Raw genomic sequence first — 18,872 nt, 5'->3', positions numbered from 1 at the left:
CTGCACCTCCGGCTTGACAAACCGCTTGGGACGTTTCCACCATCTGCCCGTTGGTGTCTCCAGCGACACCAACGGTGTTACCGGTGTATGCCGGCTCTTCGAAGTTATGCGGGGTTGAGGCATCCTCGGCCTTTGCGGGTGGTGGCGCAGCGGGTGCGCAGACGTTGACTGACCGGGTTACGGAAGCCGTAGGCGTCGCGGGCGACGGTTTTGATGACCCGGTTGGTGCCCTCGGATCCTGCATTGGTGATGCCGGTGTCGAGGAAGGCGAGGATTTCGGGCCACCAGGCCGAGACCGTGCTGGCCAGTCGCTCCAGTTCGGGCAGGCCGGCTGTGGCGCACCGCTCGTAGAACCGCGACAGCCGGGGCCAGATCACGGCCCGGTCCGGGTGGGTGCGCGCCAGGTCGAGCAGGTCGAGCAGGTCTTCCTTGGCGTTCCACGCGGTCAGGATCGGTGTGCCGATCCCCGTCGGGAGTGCCCGCAGGTCGTCGATCATCGGGTCGAGGTGTTTCTCGTGTATCCGGGCGGCCGAGCGGGTCAGCCGGTTGCGCAGTTCCCACTCCCGGTTGCCTTTGCGGCCTCGCCGGCCCCGCACCTGCAGGGTGACCCGGCGACGGACCTCGGTGAGGGCCTGGTTGGCCAACTGCACGAGATGGAAGTGGTCCACGACCAGCCTGGCCTGTGGTAACACGGCGCGGACCGCGGCGGCGAAGACGGTGCACATGTCGATCGCCACGACCCGGATGCCCTGGCGCCAGGCCTGGTCCCACTGGGTGATCCAGTCCCGCACGGCCACGCTGGTGCGGCCCTCGACCTGCCCGAGCAGGCCCTGCCCGCCCGCGAGGTCCACGAACCCGACATGCCACCGATCCACTGTGACCTCCCAGCACTGCTGGTCGTCGTTCCAGGTCCACTGCGGACGGCCCCGGCGGATCTCGTCGATCCCCAGCACCGCCACCGGGTCTGGCCTGTCCGGCAGCACCGCGGCGGCGTGGGCGGTGAACGCGGCCGACACCACCGGCCAGGACAAGCCGTGATCCCGAGCGGACTGCACGATCGTGCGCCCACCATCGGCCACCGCCGCACCGGCCGCCCGCCGCAACCGACCGGTCACCCGGGCCCGCGCCGGAACCTGCTCGACCGCCTCGGTGAACGTCTTCCTGCCGCAGTCCTGCTGGTCACAGTGCCAGCGACGTTTGCGCCACCGCAGATCGACCTGTCTGCCAACCACCGGCAGATCCCTCGGCTGTGTGGTCACCCACTCCTTGATCCTGGTCGCTGTCACGCCGCATCCCGGGCAAGCACGGGCCTGCTCGTCTGCGGTGACCAGATGGACCACCGGCCCACCGTGTGCTGCTTCATCGACCCGAACGACAACCAGGCCGGCCAGGCCCAGCAGACGGGTCGTATCGTTAACCATGCCCGTGGCTCTTCTGTCGTGATCTTCCTGCGTAGACAACAGAAATGATCACGCACAGAGCCACGGGCCCTCACACTGGGCAGAAACCTCACGACCCAGTCAAACCCCGGCCAAGTTCGAAGAGCCTGTATGCCTCGGAGACCGAAAAGATGTCGAATGTCCATCTTTTCGTACCAGCCGAATACCTGGGTTTTTCATGACAGAATGCCGGTACACCGAGTGAAGGGTTGACTTTCCAGATGAGCACCCGTGAGCACTGGATCTCGACCGCTGACCGGCTGCTTGAGGCGGCTTGGCGGTGGGCGACACCGGACAGCGCCCTGCTTGACCTGCCGGGGCGGCCGTCCAAGAGCGGGGTGCAGTCGGACGGGCTCGAAGGCTATGCCCGGACGTTCCTCGCCGCGGCCTTCCGGGCCGCAGGCACGCAGGAAGACCGCTGGCTGGACCGCTACGCGGAAGGACTGCAAGCCGGTGCGGCCGGAGCTTGGCCGAAGATCCAAGGCCACGATGTCTTCGGGCAGCCGATGGTCGAGTCTGCCTCGGTCGCCCTTGGGCTCCGGCTGACTCGGCCGTGGCTCTGGGACAAGCTCGACGACAGCACCCAGGACCAGGCAGAGGCCTGGCTGCGGGATGCGCTGACGAACGTCCCCGCGCCGAACAACTGGTATCTCTTCCCCTTCACGGTCGCGGGTTTTCTGGAAGATGTGGGCCGAGGCGACGAGGTCACGAACCGCGCCCGAGAGCGCGCCCTGGACCTGCTCGAAAGCTGGTACCGAGGCCAAGGCTGGTACTCCGACGGCGACGGCCGGGCCTTCGACCACTACAACGGCTGGGCGCTGCACCTCTACCCCGTGCTCGACGCCTATCTGGGCAACAAGGAAACTCCGCACGGGCAAAGGCTCAAGGAGCACCTGGAAAGCTTCTCCCTGCTGTTCGGTTCGGATGGTGCACCGATCCACTTCGGACGGTCCCTCACCTACAGGTTCGCGGCTGCGTCAGCTGTCGCCCTTGGCGCGGTCACCGGCCACACTCCCCTGTCTCCCGGTCAGTCTCAAGGGCTGATCAACCGCTCGCTGGACTACTTCCTCAACAACAACTCCCTGACCGATGACGGTCTGCTCAGCCTCGGGTGGCACGGACCGCATGAGCCCACGCTGCAGAACTACTCGGGCCCTGCCTCGCCGTACTGGGCGTCCAAGGCGTTCGTTTGTCTCCTTGCCCAAGAAGACCATCCACTGTGGACGGCACAGGAAGAGTCCATAGAAGAGAAAACCTTGGCTGTCCCGGCGCCGGGGTTCCTGATCCAAGTGGCTGACGGGATCGCAAGGCTGCACAACCACGGCAGCGATCACATCAAGCCGCACGAGGGTGAATTCGCCGCAGACGATGACCCACATTACGGGCGACTCGCGTACTCCACGAAAACCGGGCCGACCGCCAAGACCAATGTCGCGGACAACCACTTCGCGGTCGTGATCAACGGCAACAGGAGTGTCCGCAGGCGCATCCATCCCATCCATGCCGCTGACAACTGGGCCGCGTCCTGGCATCGGCCCGCTTTTCCCAGCGGCCCGCCCATGTTCCCTGGGCTCAAGGTCGAAAGCATCACTATCGCCCACGGCCGTTACGAGCTACGCGTGCACCGAGTCCACAAGGCACCCCATGGAACCCGGGTCGAGGAAACCGGCTGGGCCACAGAACTGCACTCCCAGCTCGTCCCAGTCCACGGCTGGACCGGAAAGGACGAAGTCCGCGCACCCCAAGGAACCGCGTACACGCCATGGGTGACAATCCCGAGGCTGACAGCCGAAGTTGAAGGCACCGCCATCTTCGCGGCCCTTGCCGTCCTCAGCGAGGAGCGAGAACAACTCCCGGAAACCGGCACCATAATCACCGGAAACAGCCTGGAAGTCCACTGGTTCAACACAACAACGAGGATCACGTTCGGCGAGGAAGGCATCGAAGTCGTCTAGTGGCTCGTCTCAAGTCGTCGACCATGTAACCGGGCTTCCGGTCTGTCCATAATGGGTGATCAATCGTCACCACGTTGATGCCGTGAAGGTCACCTTGACGGCGTTCAACGCAAGTAACTCGGCCCTCGCGAACAGTCGCGGGCGTGACCAGCGCTAAACGACGCAGGAGGCGGTCCTCCCGCCGAGGAAATGCCTCATCCGCAGTCACTCGGACCACCTCAGATCGATCCTGGCCAGCGGAGACCGGCTCCGCCGAACAAACGCGGCAACCTACGACACAAGCCACCAGAAGGCCCGCCGGTCTAACCGCCGGTCATTCCTTGCATCTCGGGCAACCTCGGCTGCCGGGAGTCCAGCACCTGCTGGGCGTACGCCCGGGCAGCCGGGTTCATGCCGTGGCTGAGTTCGTTCTCCGCCATGGTGATCGCGCCGCGGTGGTGCACGATCATCGTGTCAAGCCAGCGACTGGTGAACCCGTGTCCCGACAGCCCTGTCAGCTCACCCAGATCGCCGATCTCGCCGGGCACCGAGCCGAGATCTGGCGCCGCGCCCCATTGCCGAGCCCATTCGGCCAGTTGCGGATTGAATGCGCTTTGCTCGATCTGGGTGGCCAGTTTGATGATTCTGGCATTGACTGTCCGCCCCTGGACGAGTCTCGCCGCTTCCACCGACTGTGCGTTGTGCGCGATCATCCGATGGGTGAAAAGCACGTCCGTCGAATTGTGATCGACTGGCTCAGCCGCGCAACCTGTCAGCAGCAAGCCAACAACAATGAGGAGGACACGCAAACCCGAGACACGGCCCGGACACGCGTGCGGTTCATGCCTGTTTGGTCGGCGCGGGATCCGGTGGCGGTATCGGCGTCTGCGTCGCGCCGTTGTGGCTCAGCATCGCGAACAGAATGAAAGACACCACCAGAACAGTCGCCACCAGACGTACCAACGATCCCAACTTGATTGCCAGCAACATTTCTCTGCTCCCTCCTCGAACACAAGCCATAACTCTCGTCCGAATGGGGTGCATCCGACAGAGTCCAATTACTCTGTGTGCGTGGGCCAGAAGACACCGCACGAGTACGCCCGGCTGCTCGACGAGTCGCGGCGTAGGGAGGCGTGGCTGCGTGCGTCCAATGAGATCACTGCTGCCCTGTTGGCAGGCAACGGATCTGACCTTGAACTGATCACGTCGCACGCACGCAAGGTCGCGGGCGCGCCACTGGCCGCGATCGCGGTCGCCGACGACGCGCACCCAGGCACCCTGGTCTTCCACGTGGTCGAAGGCGCCGAACACCTCACCGGGACGTCGATCACCATCGAGGGCACGGCGTCCGGGCTCGTCTTCGCCTCGGGTGAACCACTGCTGATCGACAACTACGGCGACGCCGCCGCGACCTTCCAGGGTGACAGCGGTTCCGTGGCGCCATCGGACCTGAAAGGCCTCGGCTCGGCGGCGATCGTCCCGCTGAAAGCTGGTGAAGACGTTCTCGGCGTGCTGTTGCTCTGCCGTCTGCGGGACGAGCCGCTGTTCGGGCAGTCCGACCTGGACCTGCTGGAGAACTTCGCCGCGCACGCTGCCCTGGCGCTGCAGTACGCCGCCGCCCGCGCGGATCAGCAGCGGCTCGTGGTGCTCGAAGACCGGGACCGGATCGCCAGGGACCTGCACGATCTGGTGATCCAACGGATCTTCGCGACCGGGATGGCGTTGGAGGCCGCGGCCGCGGTGATCCCGACCGACCCGGCGGACGCCACCGACCGGATCCGTCAGGCCGTCGACGACCTTGACCTGACGATCCAGGAGATCCGCACGACCGTCTTCGCCCTGCAGCACGCGCCCGCCGAGAGCCTGCGATCGCTGGTCCTTGAGGCTGTCGAGGCTGCGGAGCACACCCTGGGCTTCAAGGCCTCGGTCCGTTTCCGTGGCCCGGTGGACACGTCGGTGTCCAGCGACGCGGGCGAGCAGATGCTGCCGGTGCTGCGGGAAGCGTTGTCCAATGTGGCCAGACATGCCCAGGCGACGATGGTCGCCATCGAGGTCACGGCTGGTGACGAGCTGTCCCTACGCGTGACCGACAACGGCATCGGGATCCCGAAAGGCGGGCGGCGCAGCGGCCTGAGCAACATGGCTGTCCGCGCGCGAAGGCTGGGTGGAACGTTCTCGCTCACGCCAGCGGAACCGGGGACGGTCCTGCATTGGCGCGTTCCGCTGAAGTGATCAGGGCCTGCGACGGTTCTGCCGGAGCTCCGTTGCCAGCACAGCCGCCTGGGTCCGGCGTCGCATGCCGAGCTTGGCCAGCAGATTCGACACGTAGTTCTTGACCGTCTTCTCGGCAAGGAACAGGCGCTCGGCGATCTGCCGGTTCGTCATTCCCTCACCGATCAGCTCAAGCACCCTGCGCTCCTGCTCAGTCAGCTCGGCCAGCTTGTCGGTCGGTCCCTTCCGCAACCGCATCAGCACCTGAGTGGTCGCCGTGGAATCAAGCAGCGACCCGCCCTGGGCCACCGTCCGGATGGCCCGCACGAGGTCGCCCCCACGAACCTCCTTGAGCACGTACCCCGCGGCCCCAGCCATCACAGACTCGAACAGAGCCTCGTCATCCGAGTACGACGTCAGCATCAGGCACTTCAGGTCAGGCATGTCCGCACGCAGGTCACGGCAGACCTGGACGCCGTCGCCGTCGGGCAGGCGGACGTCGAGCACCGCGACGTCCGGTCGGAGCGCGGGCACCATGGCCAGCGCTTCCGCCGCGGTCGATGCCTCGCCGACCACGGTGATATCCGGATTGGTGCCGAGCAGGGCCGCCACGCCCTTGCGGACTACTTCATGGTCGTCGAGCAGAAAGACCCGGATTGCCACCCGCCCACGGTAGTAGCCGAGGCTGGGCCGACGGAACTACGTTTGTCACACAAGTGGGGGATCTGCGGCGAAGTCCCAGATAAATCGGATACAACACGCTGACAACAAGCGTCCGCCACCACGACGAGTCACCGAACCGCACGCGATGGACCAAGCCCCAGATCAATCCGGGGACCAACAGCGCAGCGAGCCACACATACGTTCCGGTCAGCAGCGTGACCGCGACCAGAGCACCGCTAATCACAGCGGGCGCCCATTTCCCGAGTCGCACGGGTGGTGCGTCCTGACTGATCACCGCGTCAGTGGCGTAGCGGATGCTCATTCCGGCCTGATAAAGCCGGTGCTCAAGCGACCCTGACCAGGGCCGGTCACCCAGTCTGGCCAGCGCGTCCAGTCGTACGAACTGGCCGTTCTCCCCCAGTTCGACACTGCCGATGAGGTCACGCATCCGTTGCGACGAGTCACCGACCACCGCGAATTCCAGATTTTGCAGAAACCCGAGCAGGCTGGTCTGTGCATGAATCCGGACCCGGCATTGCACCGCGCCGACGTTGCGCCCGCCGAAGTAACGCGCGACTTCCGCGATCAGGCCAGGTTCCGGCTGCCCGTCGAGCACGCCGATCACGGTTCGCCGCTCAATGCCCTGCTCGAAAGCGGTGTCCCGGATTAGCTGGTACGCGGCGTTGAGCCCGTCCTCGGCGACAAGGGTTCTTACCGGATATTCCGGCGAATCCAGTGCCAGTTCCCGCGACGCTGGAATGACGATCCAGAAATGCAAGCCGGTGGTGTGTTCGGGCTGTCTTGGGCGTGGTGCCCGCCAAGCGAAGAACGCGAGGAAGACGTTGTACAGGGGCCACGCAAGCAGCAGTGCGATGGCGATCAGGGTCATGGCCTTCATCGTGGCGGTCCACCTGGCCGGTGCGCCTGAGGCGATGTCCTCTAGGAGATTAGGGACTTTCGACTCGGTTGCCGCAGCCGGTGAACAGGCAAGATCGTGCCAAGCCGGCTCCTCGTCCAGGTTGGGCGTCCGCAGCGACAGTGCGGACGCTCAGCCGGTTCGGGCATTGGGAAGAAGGAATTGGGGGTGGGTCATCGTGGACTCCGCGGGACTGGAACTGCTCTCGGGGCAGGAGTGCTTCCGTTTGTTGGCAAAAGTCCCTGTAGGAAGGGTTGTGTACACCGACCGCGCCCTGCCCGCCGTGCAGCCGGTCACTTTCACACTGCTTGAGCAGACGGTGATCATCCGGACGTCCGCGCACAGCCGGCTCGCGCACGCGGCCACTGGAAAGGTCGTCGCGTTCGAGGCGGACGAGTTCAAGGACACCGGTGTCCGGAGTGGATGGAGTGTTGTCGCAATCGGACACGCGGTGAAAGTCACCGACCCGACAGAACTGGACGCGGTCAAGCAACTGGGGTTACGGGCGTGGACCCAAGATGCGGAAGACTGCTACCTACGTATCTCAGTAGAGATAGTCTCCGGCCGGAGGCTGCCCACGTGAGTGTCCGCCAGGCCCCGGCAGACACTCACGAGGGCCTGAGGCCGTGTCTGCCGGACCCCGATCCCGGCTCATGAGCAAATCATCGGACAGGCCCTACTTGGAAGGCGCCACGATCCCATATTCGTGGATCTTGCGATACAGGGTGGCCCGTGACATGCCGAGCAACCGGGCCGCCCGGTTCTTGTTGCCGTCCGCATCTTCAAGGCTGTGCACGATGGCGTCCCGCTCGATCGACTCCAACCGGTTCAGCGGCCGCCTGGCCACCGCCCGATACTCGGCTGGAAGATCCGAAGGCTGAATGACGCCACTGCGCTTGCGCCGAGCCACGTACTTCAGCACCTGATACAGCTGCGGAACGTTGCCCTGCCATGAAGAACGCATCAGCAGATGCATCGCCGCGGGCGAACACGTCAGCTGCCCGCCCCGGCTCAGCCTGCTCAAAAACAGCGGAACAAGCTCCCGCAAGTCCTCGACGTGCCTGCGCAGCGGCGGAATCTGGACCGTACGCGGGAAGAACCCGAGCAGGTCATCGAGCTCAACCGAGTCATCGTCCACAGTGACCGCGACCCACATCCGCTTGCCCGAAGCCCGTACCTCGGCCAAAACCGCTGCCAGATCGCGCAAAGCCGATGGTTCCAGATGGTCAACATGCCTGATGATCAACGAATCGACCGGATCGTCGAGCAGGTCCTGCCGGATCTGGGTCACGTTGTCGACAAGGTGCAGCCTGCCGGTGGGATTGCGGCGCTGATGCACACAGCGGACCAAAGTGGACTTGCCGACGCCCCGCTCCCCTTCCAGTGCAAGCCATTCCCCACGACCATAAGCCGCATCGACCTCGTGACACGCCCGCAGCCACAACGGCGCCGAACCCACCACACCAGGCAGGAACATCGGCAACGGCACTGCGGAGGCGCCCTCATCCTCCGTCTCCACAAGCTTCACGCGCACCACGTTGCCCGCGTCACCACCGCGCGGGCCGGGAACCGCACGGCACTCCATCCGGACCTTGGAACCCGTTGGCAGCACAACAGTCGCGCGACTCCGGCCATCGGCCAACGCCTGCGAAGCATGCCCGAGCAGAACCGCCTGGTCCGCGGGATCCAGCAGCCGCCGAGCCCGGTCGTTCATCATCACGACATCATCGTTGAACGCCAGCAAGATCCCGGTCGTCCGACGGCAGGCACGCAAATAAGCCTGAAACAACGCCAGTTCGCGGACATCGGTGTTGCCGAGCATGGCTTGACGGATCTGCTCGGCGGTCGTGCGCGCCAGCGCCACCAGCAACTGCCCGGCGTCCTTACGCCAGCACGTCAGGTCGACCGCGCCGATTGTCTTGCCGGAAATCGGATCATGAATCGGCACGCCAGCACACGCGAGGTTTTCCAGGTTCTCCGCGTAGTGCTCATGCCCAAATACGTGCGTCGGTCTGCCGTCCTCCAACGCTGTACCGATTCCGTTCGTTCCGACAAATTGCTCGCCATAGCTGAAACCGGGCGCCAGTTCGACGCTTTGCAAATGGCGGTGCAGGTCCGGATCGCCGGTACGTTGCGTGAGCACCACACCATTTGGATCGGTCAGGATCAGGCTCACCGGCTGGCCGTCGAGTTGCTCGCCGAGCCGCTCCAAAACCGGCTCGGCGGCCCGGATCAACGGCGTGTCGAGGTTCTGGTCAGAGATGTACGGCAGATCGATCCGGTCAGCGGGAACGTGGCTGTACCGCGATCGCATCCATGAGGCCAGTATCGGATCCCGTACCCGTTCACGCTCGATTGACTCGGAGGTCAAGAACTGAACCCGGGTACGGGCGAGCCCATTCTCGTCGGCCGGCACTGGCCGTGCTTTCTCCACGCGAGTCCTCCTGCCCGCCGCCGCGAGCACGCTGCGTCCTCGCCACAGGGTAAGCCCAACCCGCAGGGCAAAGTGTCTCAAATTGAGACACCCGCCCTTGGCAAGCAGGCGTCAGATGGGGAGATGGCCGAGGAGACCTACAACCCGTGGACCGTTGTCAACGTCGTCTTCCACCACCTTGTCGAGCAGGGGTTGCACCCAACGCTCGGCGAATCCGGCCATCCGGGTGAACCTGCCGCGGCTTTGCTGCGCGCCTTCGGCATCCAGCCGCGCGCCGAAGGTGATCTCCGCGCCGCTCAGAACGTTCAAGAACACCTCGCGCAACTGCGCGCGTCGATGTTCGAGCAGCCGTAACCGTCTCAAATTGAGACGCGTGAGCCCGGTCACTGAGGGTTGTAATCGCTGAGCAACCCGGCGGAGAGGAAGTGACATGAGCCGCCAAAGTGTGGCGAGAGCCCACCAGAAGATCCAGGAACTGTCCTGGGAACCGGCATACCACACGCCGGTGTCGCATTACGGGACCGACTACACCTTCCGCAAGGCCAAGAAGAAGGATCCGCTCAAGCAGGTCCTGCGCTCCTACTTCCCCATGCAGGAAGAAAAGGACCACCGGGTATACGGCGCCGAGGACGGCGCGATCCGGGGGAACATGTTCCGGCAGGTGCAGGAACGCTGGCTGGAATGGCAGAAGCTGTTCCTGAGCATCATTCCGTTGCCGGAGATCTCCGCGGCGCGGGCGATGCCGCTGCTGTTCCGCACGGTACCCAACCCCGAGCTGCACAACGGTCAGGCGATCCAGATGATCGACGAGGTACGGCACTCGACGATCCAACAGAACCTCAAGCGCCTGTACATGAACAACTACATCGACCCAGCGGGCTTCAACTCCAGCCTGCGCAACTTCCAGAACGACTACTGCGGCACGATCGGCCGCCAGTTCGCCGAAGGCTTCATCACCGGTGACGCGATCACCGCGGCGAGCATCTACCTCACGATCGTCGCCGAAACCGCCTTCACCAACACGCTTTTCGTCGCCATGCCGGCCGAGGCCGCGGCCAACGGTGACTATCTGCTGCCGACGGTTTTCCACTCGGTGCAGTCCGACGAGTCCCGGCACATCAGCAATGGCTACGCCACACTGCTGATGGCGCTGTCCGACGAGTCGAACCACCAGCTGCTCGAGCGGGACCTGCGGTACGCGTGGTGGAACAACCACCGAGTTGTCGACGCGGCGATCGGTACGTTCATCGAGTACGGCACGAAGGACCGCCGTAGGGACAGGGAAAGCTACGCGGAGATGTGGCGTCGGTGGATCTACGACGACTACTACCGCAGTTACCTTGTGCCGCTGGAGAAGTACGGTCTCGTGATCCCGCACGACCTGATCGAGGAGGCCTGGAACCAGATCTGGAACAAGGGCTACGTGCACGAGGTGGCCCAGTTCTTCGCCACCGGGTGGCTGGCCAACTACTGGCGCATCGACCCGATGACGGACAAGGACTTCGAGTGGTTCGAGCACAAGTACCCGGGCTGGTACGACCGGTACGGCAAGTGGTGGGAGAACTACAACCGCCTGTCCGTCCCGAATGGACACCACCCGATCGTCGCCGAGAACGTCGACTACGTGTACCCGCACCGCTGCTGGACTTGCATGGTGCCGTGCCTGGTCCGCGAGGACATGGTCGTGGACAAAGTGGACGGTCAATGGCGGACGTACTGCCACGAGGCCTGCCGGTGGACCGACGCCGAGGCGTTCCGGCCGACCTTCCAGGGCCGCAGCACCCCGAACATGGGTCAGCTCATCGGCTCGCGTGAGTGGGAGACGCTGTACCACGGCTGGAACTGGGCAGATGTCGTGTCCGACATGGGTTTCGTGCGTGACGACGGCAAGACCATGGTCGCCCAGCCACACCTGGATCTCGACCCGAAGAAGATGTGGACACTGGACCACCTGCGCCGGATGCCTGAGGTGCAGAGCCCGAACGTCCTTTTGAACCAGATGACCGACGAACAGCGCGCGGCGTTCGTCGCCGACTACAACCGGCAGGGCCCTGCCGGCCGTCCCGCCCCTGCTCAGTAATTGCCATGGGCGACAAGCACAAGGTTCGCTTCGAGCCGGTCGGTGTGGAGATCGAGGTCGACGAGGACCAGACGATTCTCCGCGCCGCGGCCGAGCAAGGCGTCATGCTGATGCACGGGTGCAAGGAAGGCCAGTGCGCCGCCTGCAAGTCGTTCATCCTCGATGGCGATGACGTCGAGCACGACCGGTACTCCACGTTCGCGCTGCCCGACTACGAGAAGGAAGAAGGCTTCACGCTTCTGTGCCGGGCGCACGCGTACGAGGACCTGACGATCGAGCTGCTCAACTACGACGAGGAGATGATCCATTCGGGTCTGCCAATCCAGCAGGCCAGGGTGGAGGTCGTGTCCAAGGACCGGGTCACCCACGACATGCGGCATCTGGTCGTGCGGTTGATCGAGCCGCAATCGCTGAAGTTCTTTCCAGGCCAGTACATGGACTTCGCGATTCCCGGCAAGGACGAGACCCGGTCCTTCTCCATGGCGAACACGTCGAGCGGGCCGGACGGGCTGCTCGAATTCGTGATCAGGATCTACCCCGGCGGCCTGTTCTCCCAGTTCCTGGACACCGAAGTCGCGGTCGGTGACCAGCTGGAGATCACCGGGCCGTTCGGGGTGTTCACCTTACGCGACGCGCCCGGCACGGACGTTGTCTTCGTCGGAGGCGGAGCGGGCATGGCACCGATCCTTGCGCTGCTGCGATCGATGGCGGAGCGCGGTATCGACCGCAAGGCGACGTTCTACTACGGCGCCAGGCGGCGCAAGGATCTGTGCTTCACCGACGAGCTGGCCGAGCTGGCCGGGAAGTTGCCGGATTTCCGTTACGTGCCAGCGTTGTCCGAGCCGGAGGACAGCGAGGAGTGGGACGGCGAAGTCGGCTTGATCACGGACGTCGTGCGGCGCCACGAAGGCGATCTCACCGGTACCGACGCGTACGTCTGCGGGCCGCCGCCGATGGTCGAGGCGGCGATCGAGCTGCTGCCCGTGCTCGGCGTGGCCGACAAGCGAATCTTCTACGACAAGTTCACCACGACCGGTGAAGCGGAGGACCGATGACATCAACCCAAGAGCGGAGCGTTCCTAAACCCGTCTTCACCGACGCGGAAGCGGGAGCGAAGGTATTCCCTGATTCAGGTGCGCGCCAGTTCAACTACTTCACCCCGGCCAAGCGCAAGCAAAGCCACTACGAGGACGTCACCGTCGAAGTGCAGCCGGATCCACGGCACTACCTGTCGCAGGGCTGGCTCTACGGCTTCGCCGACGGCAAGGGTGGTTACCCTCTCGAATGGACAGTCCTCAAGGCATGGGGTTCGGATCGTCCGGTGCCGGAACGCAGTCCCGGCTCCGGCGGCAAGGGCTACGACTGGCCCGCACTGGGCTGGCACGAATTCCGTGACCCCAACGAGGAATGGGAGCTGACGCTCTACCGGTACAACTCCAATGTGGTCCGTCAGCTCAACCAGAACATCGAGGCGGCAAGGCAAGCCAAGGCGTTCGAGCAGTGGAACCGCAACTGGACGCAGTTCGTGGCGCAGCACGTGGGCGCGTGGATGCATGTGGACCACGGCCTCGGGCTGTACCTGTTCGCCAACGCCAACCGCAGGGCGCCAACGAACATGCACAACAACGCGATCTCGGTGAACAGCATGCACCGGATCCGGGCGGCCCAGGACCTCGCGCTGTACAACCTGACCCTCAGCGAGGAACTGGAGGGGTTCGACGGCTCGGCACACCTGGAGACCTGGAACAACGACACGGTCTGGCAGGGCGTGCGGGAGACCGCCGAACAGCTGACCGGGATCTGGGACTGGTGTGAGGCGATCTTCGCGGCGAACATCGTGTTCGAGCCGTTGGTCGGTGAGATGTTCCGCAGCAACCTCGTTCAGCAAGCGGCACCGTCCAATGGCGACTTCATCACGCCGACGCTGATCGGCGCGGAGGAGTACGACTACGCCGAACGGGATCTTCGCTACACCAAGCCGATGTTCCGGCTTCTTGTCGACGACAAGGAGTTCGGCACGGAGAACAAGAAGATCATGCAGCAGTGGCTGTCCACATGGGTGCCGCGCTGCATCACGGCCGTGCGCACGCTGCAGCCGTTGTGGTCGCAGCCGGACGCACTGCCGCCGCGATTCGAGGACGGGCTCGACCGGGCGAAGAGCCGCTTCAACGCCATCCTGACCGAACTGGACCTGCAAGCGCCGAAGGAGTTGGGCCAGTGACCGCGACATCACCACTGAAGAAGACCGTCGACAGCCCGTTCTCGTCCAACAACACCGCGTCGAACATGTGCGGCTTCACCCTGATGAACAACCAGGTCGGCGCGATCGTCGCCGAAGTGATGCGGCACAAGGACAACGTCACCATCACCCCGCTGCCGTCGATGATCAGGGTCGACGCCACCGGCCGGATGGACGTGGTCTACGCCGAGATCGACGAGGCCGCGGGAGAGGAGGAAGGCTGGTTCAACGCCGCGGAGTTCGAAGAGAGCATGTCGACGCACTACGGCCGGATGATCCACGAGGACGATCGGACGATCATGTTCGCCAATCCGGAGGACGCCGCCGAGTACCTCGATTTCGACCTGGTCGCCCGCAACTGATTCCCCACCACACCCCTCGTGAGTGGTTACGCGTGTTCTAACCCGCGTAACCACTCACGAGGGCCGACCAGCGGAGACATCATGTACGAGAAAGATGGCGAGAAGTATTTCGTGGTCGACAGCCACACCCACTTCTGGGATGCCAGCCCGGACAACTGGGTGGCCGGCCAGGAGCAGTACGCCAAGGGCTGGATCGAGTGTTTCCACGCCTACCAGGGCCTCGGGCCTGCCGAGACCCACTGGTCCATCGAAGAGTTCATGAAGTACTCGGAAGAAAGGATGATGAAGGACCTGTTCGACGAGGGGCACGTCGACGTCGCCATCTTCCAGCCGACGAACCTGCGGCAGTGGTACAAGGACGGGTTCAACACCACCGAGGCCGACGGTGCCATGGCCGAACGGCACCCAGGCAAGTTCATCGTCAACACCACATGGGACCCACGGGAAGGAGATGATGGCCTCAAAGGACTCGAAGAGCGCGCGAAGCGCTGGGGCTGCAAGGGAGTCAAGCTCTACACCGCCGAGTGGCGCGGCGACTCCCGCGGCTGGAACCTGAAGTCCCCCGAGTCGGCCCGGTATCTGGAGAAATGCCAGGAACTGGGTATCAAGAACATCCACGTCCACAAGGGACCGACCATCTGGCCACTGGACAAGGACGCTTTCGACGTGTCCGATGTGGATTACGCGGCAACCAACTTCCCCGAGCTGAACTTCATCGTGGAACACGTCGGCCTGCCGCGGATCGAGGACTTCTGCTTCATGGCCACCCAGGAACCCAACGTGTACGCGGGTCTCGCGGTTGTGGTCGGCGGTCTGATGCACGCCCGGCCGCGGTTCTTCGCCAAGGTGATGGGCGAGCTGATGTTCTGGCTCGGCGAGGACCGGCTGATCTTCGGCGCGGACTACGCGATCTGGGAACCCCGTTGGCAGGTCGAGGGCTTCGTCGACTGGCAGATGCCGGACGGCGAGGAGTTCTCCGACTACGGCAAGCTGAACACCGACGTGAAGAAGAAGATCCTCGGGCTGAACGCGGCCCGGTTGTACGACATCGACATTCCGGCCGAGCTGCAGCCGACGGCGGAGCCAACAGTTGAACCCGTTGGCGTCCCGTCGTGACCGGCGCGCTCAAAAGCGCAGCCCAGACAGCCTCCGCTTCAATTTTGGCGGAGGCTGTCTGGGCGGCGCTCGGCACAGTCCTCGACCCGGAACTCGACGAACCGTTGACAGACCTGGGATTCGTCGCGCACTGCTGGGTCTCGTCCGATGGCAAGGCTGTGGTGCGGCTGCGGCTCCCAACCTACTTCTGTGCCCCGAATTTCGCGTTCCTGATGGTGGCCGACGCCTATGACGCCGTGCGTTGCGTGCCGGGCGTGTCCGCTGTGGACGTTAGACTGACCGATCACTTCGCATCCGACGTGATCAACAACGGCGTCGCCGCGCGGAAGGGTTTCGTGCGATCCTTCGAAGGCGAGGCCGTCGAGGAACTCGATTCCTTGCGTGCCGACTTTCTGCGCAGGGCCGTGCTGGCCGGTACCGATCGCATGTGCCGGTCCCTGCGTCTGTCCCCTGTGGAGCTTGCCGCGATGACTCTCGGCGACGCTCCGGCGGGCCCTGACCTCGAACGGTTGCGGGACCGCAGGCGTGAGCTTGGTCTGCCGTGCACGGACCAGGATCCGCTGCTCATCGACCCGGCCGACGGTTCGCCCATTCCGGTGGCGAACCTGCGTCGGCACCTCGGGCTGGCCCGGGTGACCAGGGTCAGTCAAGAAGCCAATTCCGGAGTGTGCCGAGGCATGCTGCGGGTCAGATACCCGGAGGACGAGACATGAAGGCCGTCCGGCTGCACGCTTATCACCAGCAGCCCGTCGTAGAGGACGTGCCGGAACCTACGATCACAGGACCGTTCGACGTGGTGGTCAAGATCGGTGGGGCCGGGGTGTGCCGTACCGACCTGCACATCATCGAGGAACAGTGGGCGGAGAAGTCCGGCGTGCGGTTGCCGTACACGATCGGTCACGAGAACGCGGGCTGGGTCCATGAAGTCGGTTCAGCGGTGTCCAATGTGGCCGTCGGCGATACGGTGATCCTGCACCCAACGCCAACCTGCGGCCTGTGCCATGCATGCCGCGCAGGCAACGACATGCATTGTGAGAACAGCACTTTCCCAGGCATCAACACCGATGGCGGGATGGCCGAATACCTGCTGACGTCCGCACGTGCGTGCATCAAGCTCAATCCGTCAACGCGTCCAGAGGATGTGGCGGCGCTGGCGGACGCGGGAATCACCGCGTATCACGCGGTCCGCAAAGCAGTTCCGTTGTTGTATCCCGGAACGACGTGTGTCGTGAATGGAGCCGGCGGCCTCGGCCATATCGGTATCCAAGCTCTTGCTGCGCTGACCGCCACGAACATCGTCGTGGTCGACCGCAACGAAGACGCGTTGAAGCTGGCGTCCAGTTTGGGCGCCGAGCACACGGTTGTCGCCGATGGCAAGCAGGTCGAAGCAGTGCTTGACCTGACTGGCGGAAATGGCGCCGAGGTGGTGCTTGACTTCGTCGCCGAGCAAGGCGCGCAACAGGATGCTTTCGCGATGACACGCCGGAACGGATCGCATTTCGTGATCGGTTACGGCAGCAACATCGACCTCCCGACGATCGACATCATCTCCACCGAGCGCAACGTGATCGGCAACCTCGTCGGCACGTACAACGACCTCGTCGAGCTGATGGTTCTCGCCCAAGCAGGCAAAGTCACCTTGCACACCAAGCAATTTCCCCTCGATGCCGCGCTCGACGCGCTGGCCGACCTCGATGCCGGCCGGGTCCGCGGCCGTGCCATCCTCACCCCCTAAGGAGTGTCATGGCCAAGGAACTGCGCTTCGGCCCGGATGCCCGTAGCCTGCTGCTGTCGGGGGTCGACAAGCTGGCAGACGCGGTCAAGTCCACATTGGGCCCGAAGGGCCGCAACGTGATCATCGAGAAGATCACCGGATCGCCCGTGGTGACCAACGACGGCGTGACGATCGCACGGGAGATCCATCTCAAAGACCAGTTCGAGAACATGGGCGCGCAGCTGGTCAAGGAAGCCGCGATCAAGACCAACGACGTGGTCGGTGACGGAACAACTACCGCAACTGTCCTTGCCCAAGCGATCGTTCGCGAAGGCATGCAGGCCATCGGCAAGGGTGCGAACCCGGTGCTGGTCAAGCGCGGCATCGATCTCGCGGTCGGCAAGCTCGTGACCTATTTGGAGAGTGTTGCCCATCCGATTAGGACAGAGCAGGACTACGCGCGGGTCGCCGCGATCTCCGCGAACGACGACGACGCCGTCGGCGAGGTCATCGCCAGCGCATTGCACACAGTCGGCGACGGCGGCGTGGTCACGGTTGAGGAATCGCCACGGATCGGGATGTCCGTGGACTTCGTCGAGGGTTTCGAGTTCGACAACGGGTACATCTCGCCATATTTGGTGACCGACCCGGGCAGGCTGGAAGCGGTCATTGACGACCCGTACATCCTGATGTGCAGCGAGAAGATCACCAAAGTCCAGGAACTGATGCCGGTATTGGACAAGATCATGCGCGCGCCCCGGCCACTCGTGCTGATCGCGGAAAACGTCGAGGGCACAGCGCTGTCGATGCTCGTGCACAACCACGTCAACGGCAATTTCAAGGCCGTGGCCGTGCGCGCGCCTGGCTTCGGCGACCGTCGCCTGCACAAGCTGGAAGACCTGGCCGCGGTGGTCGGCGGAGCGGTGCTGTCCCGCCAGTCCGGGTTCACGCTCCAGACCATGACCCTCGACCAGATGGGCCGCGCCAAGCAGGTCCGGGTCACCGAGAACAGCACAACCATCATCGGCGGTTACGGCACAGCGGAAGACGTCGAATTCCGCGTGACCCAGTTGCGTTCTGAGCTCGAACGTGCCCAGTTCGGAGTGGACGAAGACGTCCTCACCGAACGAATCGGCGCGTTGACCGGCAAGGTCGCGGTGATCAAGGTGGGCGCGGCAACCCCAGCGGAGCTCAAGGAGTTGCAGCACCGCGTCGAGGACGCCCTGTCCGCGACCCGTGCCGCCATGGCCGAGGGCATCGTCGCAGGTGGCGGCGCTGCCTTGCTGCACTCGGCCCACGTCCTTGACGACCTGGACGTGCAAACCGACTACGCGATCGGTGTGGGCATCGTGCAACGGTCGTTGTCCGAGCCAGCATTCCTGATCGCAGCCAACGCGGGCCACCAAGCAGCCGATATCCTGGCCCAGTCCAAGCAACTCAGCCACGACGAAGGTTTCGACGCGTTGCACGAGCGCTACGGCAACATGATCGAGATGGGAATCGTCGACCCGCTGCGGGTCTGCCGATCCGCCCTGCAGAACGGCGCCTCGGTAGCAGGTCTGTTGTTGACAACGGACTCGCTGATCGCCGAAGAGCAAACCCCGTGGGGCGGCAGTGCGGCCCTGATGACCGAGTTCGGTCCACTGGACGAAGGCCTGCACCAGCCATCGCCTGACTCGAGCACCCCACAGTCGCTTGGCCTCGGGCCATCCGTCGGCTAGTTCCTCGTGAGTGGTTATGCGCGTTCTAACGCGCATAACCACT

18 protein-coding genes are annotated in these 18,872 nt (G+C 64.2%); 12 read left to right on the top strand and 6 right to left on the bottom strand.

The window, feature by feature from the left end; genetic code table 11:
* Positions 1 to 104: 104 nt before the first annotated feature.
* Positions 105 to 1,421, bottom strand: coding sequence for an ISL3 family transposase (locus tag LWC34_RS08520; RefSeq protein ID WP_233724452.1), 1,317 nt, complete (start codon positions 1,419 to 1,421; stop codon positions 105 to 107).
* 239 nt (positions 1,422 to 1,660) lie between these two features.
* Here LWC34_RS08520 and LWC34_RS08515 point away from each other — a divergent pair, with 239 nt between their 5' ends.
* Positions 1,661 to 3,394 (top strand): DUF2264 domain-containing protein, encoded by a 1,734-nt coding sequence (locus LWC34_RS08515; RefSeq protein ID WP_233724451.1) that lies wholly within the window; start codon positions 1,661 to 1,663, stop codon positions 3,392 to 3,394.
* 302 nt (positions 3,395 to 3,696) lie between these two features.
* Here LWC34_RS08515 and LWC34_RS08510 read toward each other — a convergent pair whose 3' ends face one another.
* Positions 3,697 to 4,155: a DUF305 domain-containing protein gene (locus LWC34_RS08510; protein ID WP_233724450.1), complete on the bottom strand. Its 459-nt coding sequence runs from the start codon at positions 4,153 to 4,155 to the stop codon at positions 3,697 to 3,699.
* A 58-nt stretch (positions 4,156 to 4,213) separates the two neighbouring features.
* On the bottom strand, positions 4,214 to 4,363 hold the full coding sequence (locus LWC34_RS08505) for a hypothetical protein (RefSeq protein WP_233724449.1): 150 nt from the start codon (positions 4,361 to 4,363) through the stop codon (positions 4,214 to 4,216).
* An 81-nt stretch (positions 4,364 to 4,444) separates the two neighbouring features.
* Here LWC34_RS08505 and LWC34_RS08500 point away from each other — a divergent pair, with 81 nt between their 5' ends.
* Entirely contained in the window at positions 4,445 to 5,605 is a 1,161-nt protein-coding gene (locus tag LWC34_RS08500; protein ID WP_233724448.1) for a GAF domain-containing sensor histidine kinase, read from the top strand.
* On the opposite strand, the gene LWC34_RS08495 is transcribed toward LWC34_RS08500, so the two are convergent.
* Both LWC34_RS08495 and LWC34_RS08490 read right to left on the bottom strand, forming a co-directional pair.
* Positions 5,606 to 6,247: a response regulator gene (locus LWC34_RS08495; RefSeq protein ID WP_233724447.1), complete on the bottom strand. Its 642-nt coding sequence runs from the start codon at positions 6,245 to 6,247 to the stop codon at positions 5,606 to 5,608. It abuts the gene before it with no gap.
* Entirely contained in the window at positions 6,213 to 7,136 is a 924-nt protein-coding gene (locus LWC34_RS08490; protein ID WP_233724446.1) for a glycosyltransferase family protein, read from the bottom strand. Before LWC34_RS08490 ends, LWC34_RS08495 begins: the two co-directional genes overlap by 35 nt.
* On the opposite strand from LWC34_RS08490, the gene LWC34_RS56715 reads away from it, so the two are divergent.
* Positions 7,120 to 7,746, top strand: a complete 627-nt coding sequence (locus tag LWC34_RS56715; RefSeq protein WP_308199993.1) for a pyridoxamine 5'-phosphate oxidase family protein — start codon at positions 7,120 to 7,122, stop codon at positions 7,744 to 7,746. The two genes, LWC34_RS08490 and LWC34_RS56715, sit on opposite strands and share 17 nt — an antisense overlap.
* 93 nt (positions 7,747 to 7,839) lie before the next feature.
* Here the strand turns inward: LWC34_RS56715 and LWC34_RS08480 are convergent, their stop codons facing one another.
* A complete protein-coding gene (locus LWC34_RS08480) occupies positions 7,840 to 9,597 on the bottom strand; it encodes a sigma-54-dependent Fis family transcriptional regulator (RefSeq protein WP_233724444.1) in 1,758 nt (585 codons plus the stop codon).
* 123 nt (positions 9,598 to 9,720) lie between these two features.
* Between LWC34_RS08480 and LWC34_RS08475 the strand changes: the two genes are divergently transcribed.
* The 9 genes from LWC34_RS08475 to groL all read left to right on the top strand — a co-directional run bounded on the left by LWC34_RS08475 (position 9,721) and on the right by groL (position 18,829).
* A complete protein-coding gene (locus LWC34_RS08475; protein ID WP_233724443.1) occupies positions 9,721 to 9,951 on the top strand; it encodes a hypothetical protein in 231 nt (76 codons plus the stop codon).
* A gap of 76 nt (positions 9,952 to 10,027) precedes the next feature.
* The gene (locus tag LWC34_RS08470; protein WP_233724442.1) at positions 10,028 to 11,677 is read left to right on the top strand and encodes a ferritin family protein; all 1,650 of its coding nucleotides are present in this window, start codon (positions 10,028 to 10,030) and stop codon (positions 11,675 to 11,677) included.
* A gap of 5 nt (positions 11,678 to 11,682) precedes the next feature.
* Complete coding sequence (locus LWC34_RS08465; protein ID WP_233724441.1) at positions 11,683 to 12,732, top strand: NADH:ubiquinone reductase (Na(+)-transporting) subunit F; 1,050 nt, start codon at positions 11,683 to 11,685, stop codon at positions 12,730 to 12,732.
* Positions 12,729 to 13,898, top strand: coding sequence for a ferritin family protein (locus tag LWC34_RS08460; protein WP_233724440.1), 1,170 nt, complete (start codon positions 12,729 to 12,731; stop codon positions 13,896 to 13,898). The genes LWC34_RS08465 and LWC34_RS08460 overlap by 4 nt, the downstream gene beginning before the upstream one ends.
* Complete coding sequence (gene mimD, locus LWC34_RS08455; protein WP_372496446.1) at positions 13,895 to 14,278, top strand: propane 2-monooxygenase effector subunit MimD; 384 nt, start codon at positions 13,895 to 13,897, stop codon at positions 14,276 to 14,278. Before LWC34_RS08460 ends, mimD begins: the two co-directional genes overlap by 4 nt.
* An 81-nt stretch (positions 14,279 to 14,359) precedes the next feature.
* On the top strand, positions 14,360 to 15,394 hold the full coding sequence (locus LWC34_RS08450) for an amidohydrolase family protein (protein ID WP_233724439.1): 1,035 nt from the start codon (positions 14,360 to 14,362) through the stop codon (positions 15,392 to 15,394).
* 44 nt (positions 15,395 to 15,438) lie between these two features.
* On the top strand, positions 15,439 to 16,107 hold the full coding sequence (locus LWC34_RS08445) for a metal-sulfur cluster assembly factor (RefSeq protein ID WP_233724438.1): 669 nt from the start codon (positions 15,439 to 15,441) through the stop codon (positions 16,105 to 16,107).
* Positions 16,104 to 17,129: an NAD(P)-dependent alcohol dehydrogenase gene (locus LWC34_RS08440; RefSeq protein WP_233724437.1), complete on the top strand. Its 1,026-nt coding sequence runs from the start codon at positions 16,104 to 16,106 to the stop codon at positions 17,127 to 17,129. Before LWC34_RS08445 ends, LWC34_RS08440 begins: the two co-directional genes overlap by 4 nt.
* Positions 17,130 to 17,137: 8 nt before the next feature.
* On the top strand, positions 17,138 to 18,829 hold the full coding sequence (gene groL / locus LWC34_RS08435; RefSeq protein ID WP_233724436.1) for a chaperonin GroEL: 1,692 nt from the start codon (positions 17,138 to 17,140) through the stop codon (positions 18,827 to 18,829).
* The last annotated feature ends 43 nt before the right edge of the window (positions 18,830 to 18,872 follow it).

This window comes from Kibdelosporangium philippinense (genome assembly GCF_021390435.2).
Lineage (GTDB): Bacteria > Actinomycetota > Actinomycetes > Mycobacteriales > Pseudonocardiaceae > Kibdelosporangium > Kibdelosporangium philippinense.
The sequence above is the reverse complement of the archived record's forward strand: the minus strand, read 5'-3'. Positions and strand labels throughout refer to the sequence as shown.

Excerpts from the sequence above, each read along its gene's own strand:
- LWC34_RS08520 (WP_233724452.1), bottom strand. The coding sequence starts at position 1,421 with ATGGTTAACGATACGACCCGTCTGCTGGGCCTGGCCGGCCTGGTTGTC.
- LWC34_RS08515 (WP_233724451.1), top strand. The coding sequence starts at position 1,661 with ATGAGCACCCGTGAGCACTGGATCTCGACCGCTGACCGGCTGCTTGAG.
- LWC34_RS08505 (WP_233724449.1), bottom strand. The coding sequence starts at position 4,363 with ATGTTGCTGGCAATCAAGTTGGGATCGTTGGTACGTCTGGTGGCGACT.
- LWC34_RS56715 (WP_308199993.1), top strand. The coding sequence starts at position 7,120 with ATGGCGATCAGGGTCATGGCCTTCATCGTGGCGGTCCACCTGGCCGGT.
- LWC34_RS08490 (WP_233724446.1), bottom strand. The coding sequence starts at position 7,136 with ATGACCCTGATCGCCATCGCACTGCTGCTTGCGTGGCCCCTGTACAAC.
- LWC34_RS08475 (WP_233724443.1), top strand. The coding sequence starts at position 9,721 with ATGGCCGAGGAGACCTACAACCCGTGGACCGTTGTCAACGTCGTCTTC.
- LWC34_RS08470 (WP_233724442.1), top strand. The coding sequence starts at position 10,028 with ATGAGCCGCCAAAGTGTGGCGAGAGCCCACCAGAAGATCCAGGAACTG.
- LWC34_RS08465 (WP_233724441.1), top strand. The coding sequence starts at position 11,683 with ATGGGCGACAAGCACAAGGTTCGCTTCGAGCCGGTCGGTGTGGAGATC.
- LWC34_RS08460 (WP_233724440.1), top strand. The coding sequence starts at position 12,729 with ATGACATCAACCCAAGAGCGGAGCGTTCCTAAACCCGTCTTCACCGAC.
- LWC34_RS08450 (WP_233724439.1), top strand. The coding sequence starts at position 14,360 with ATGTACGAGAAAGATGGCGAGAAGTATTTCGTGGTCGACAGCCACACC.
- LWC34_RS08440 (WP_233724437.1), top strand. The coding sequence starts at position 16,104 with ATGAAGGCCGTCCGGCTGCACGCTTATCACCAGCAGCCCGTCGTAGAG.
- groL (WP_233724436.1), top strand. The coding sequence starts at position 17,138 with ATGGCCAAGGAACTGCGCTTCGGCCCGGATGCCCGTAGCCTGCTGCTG.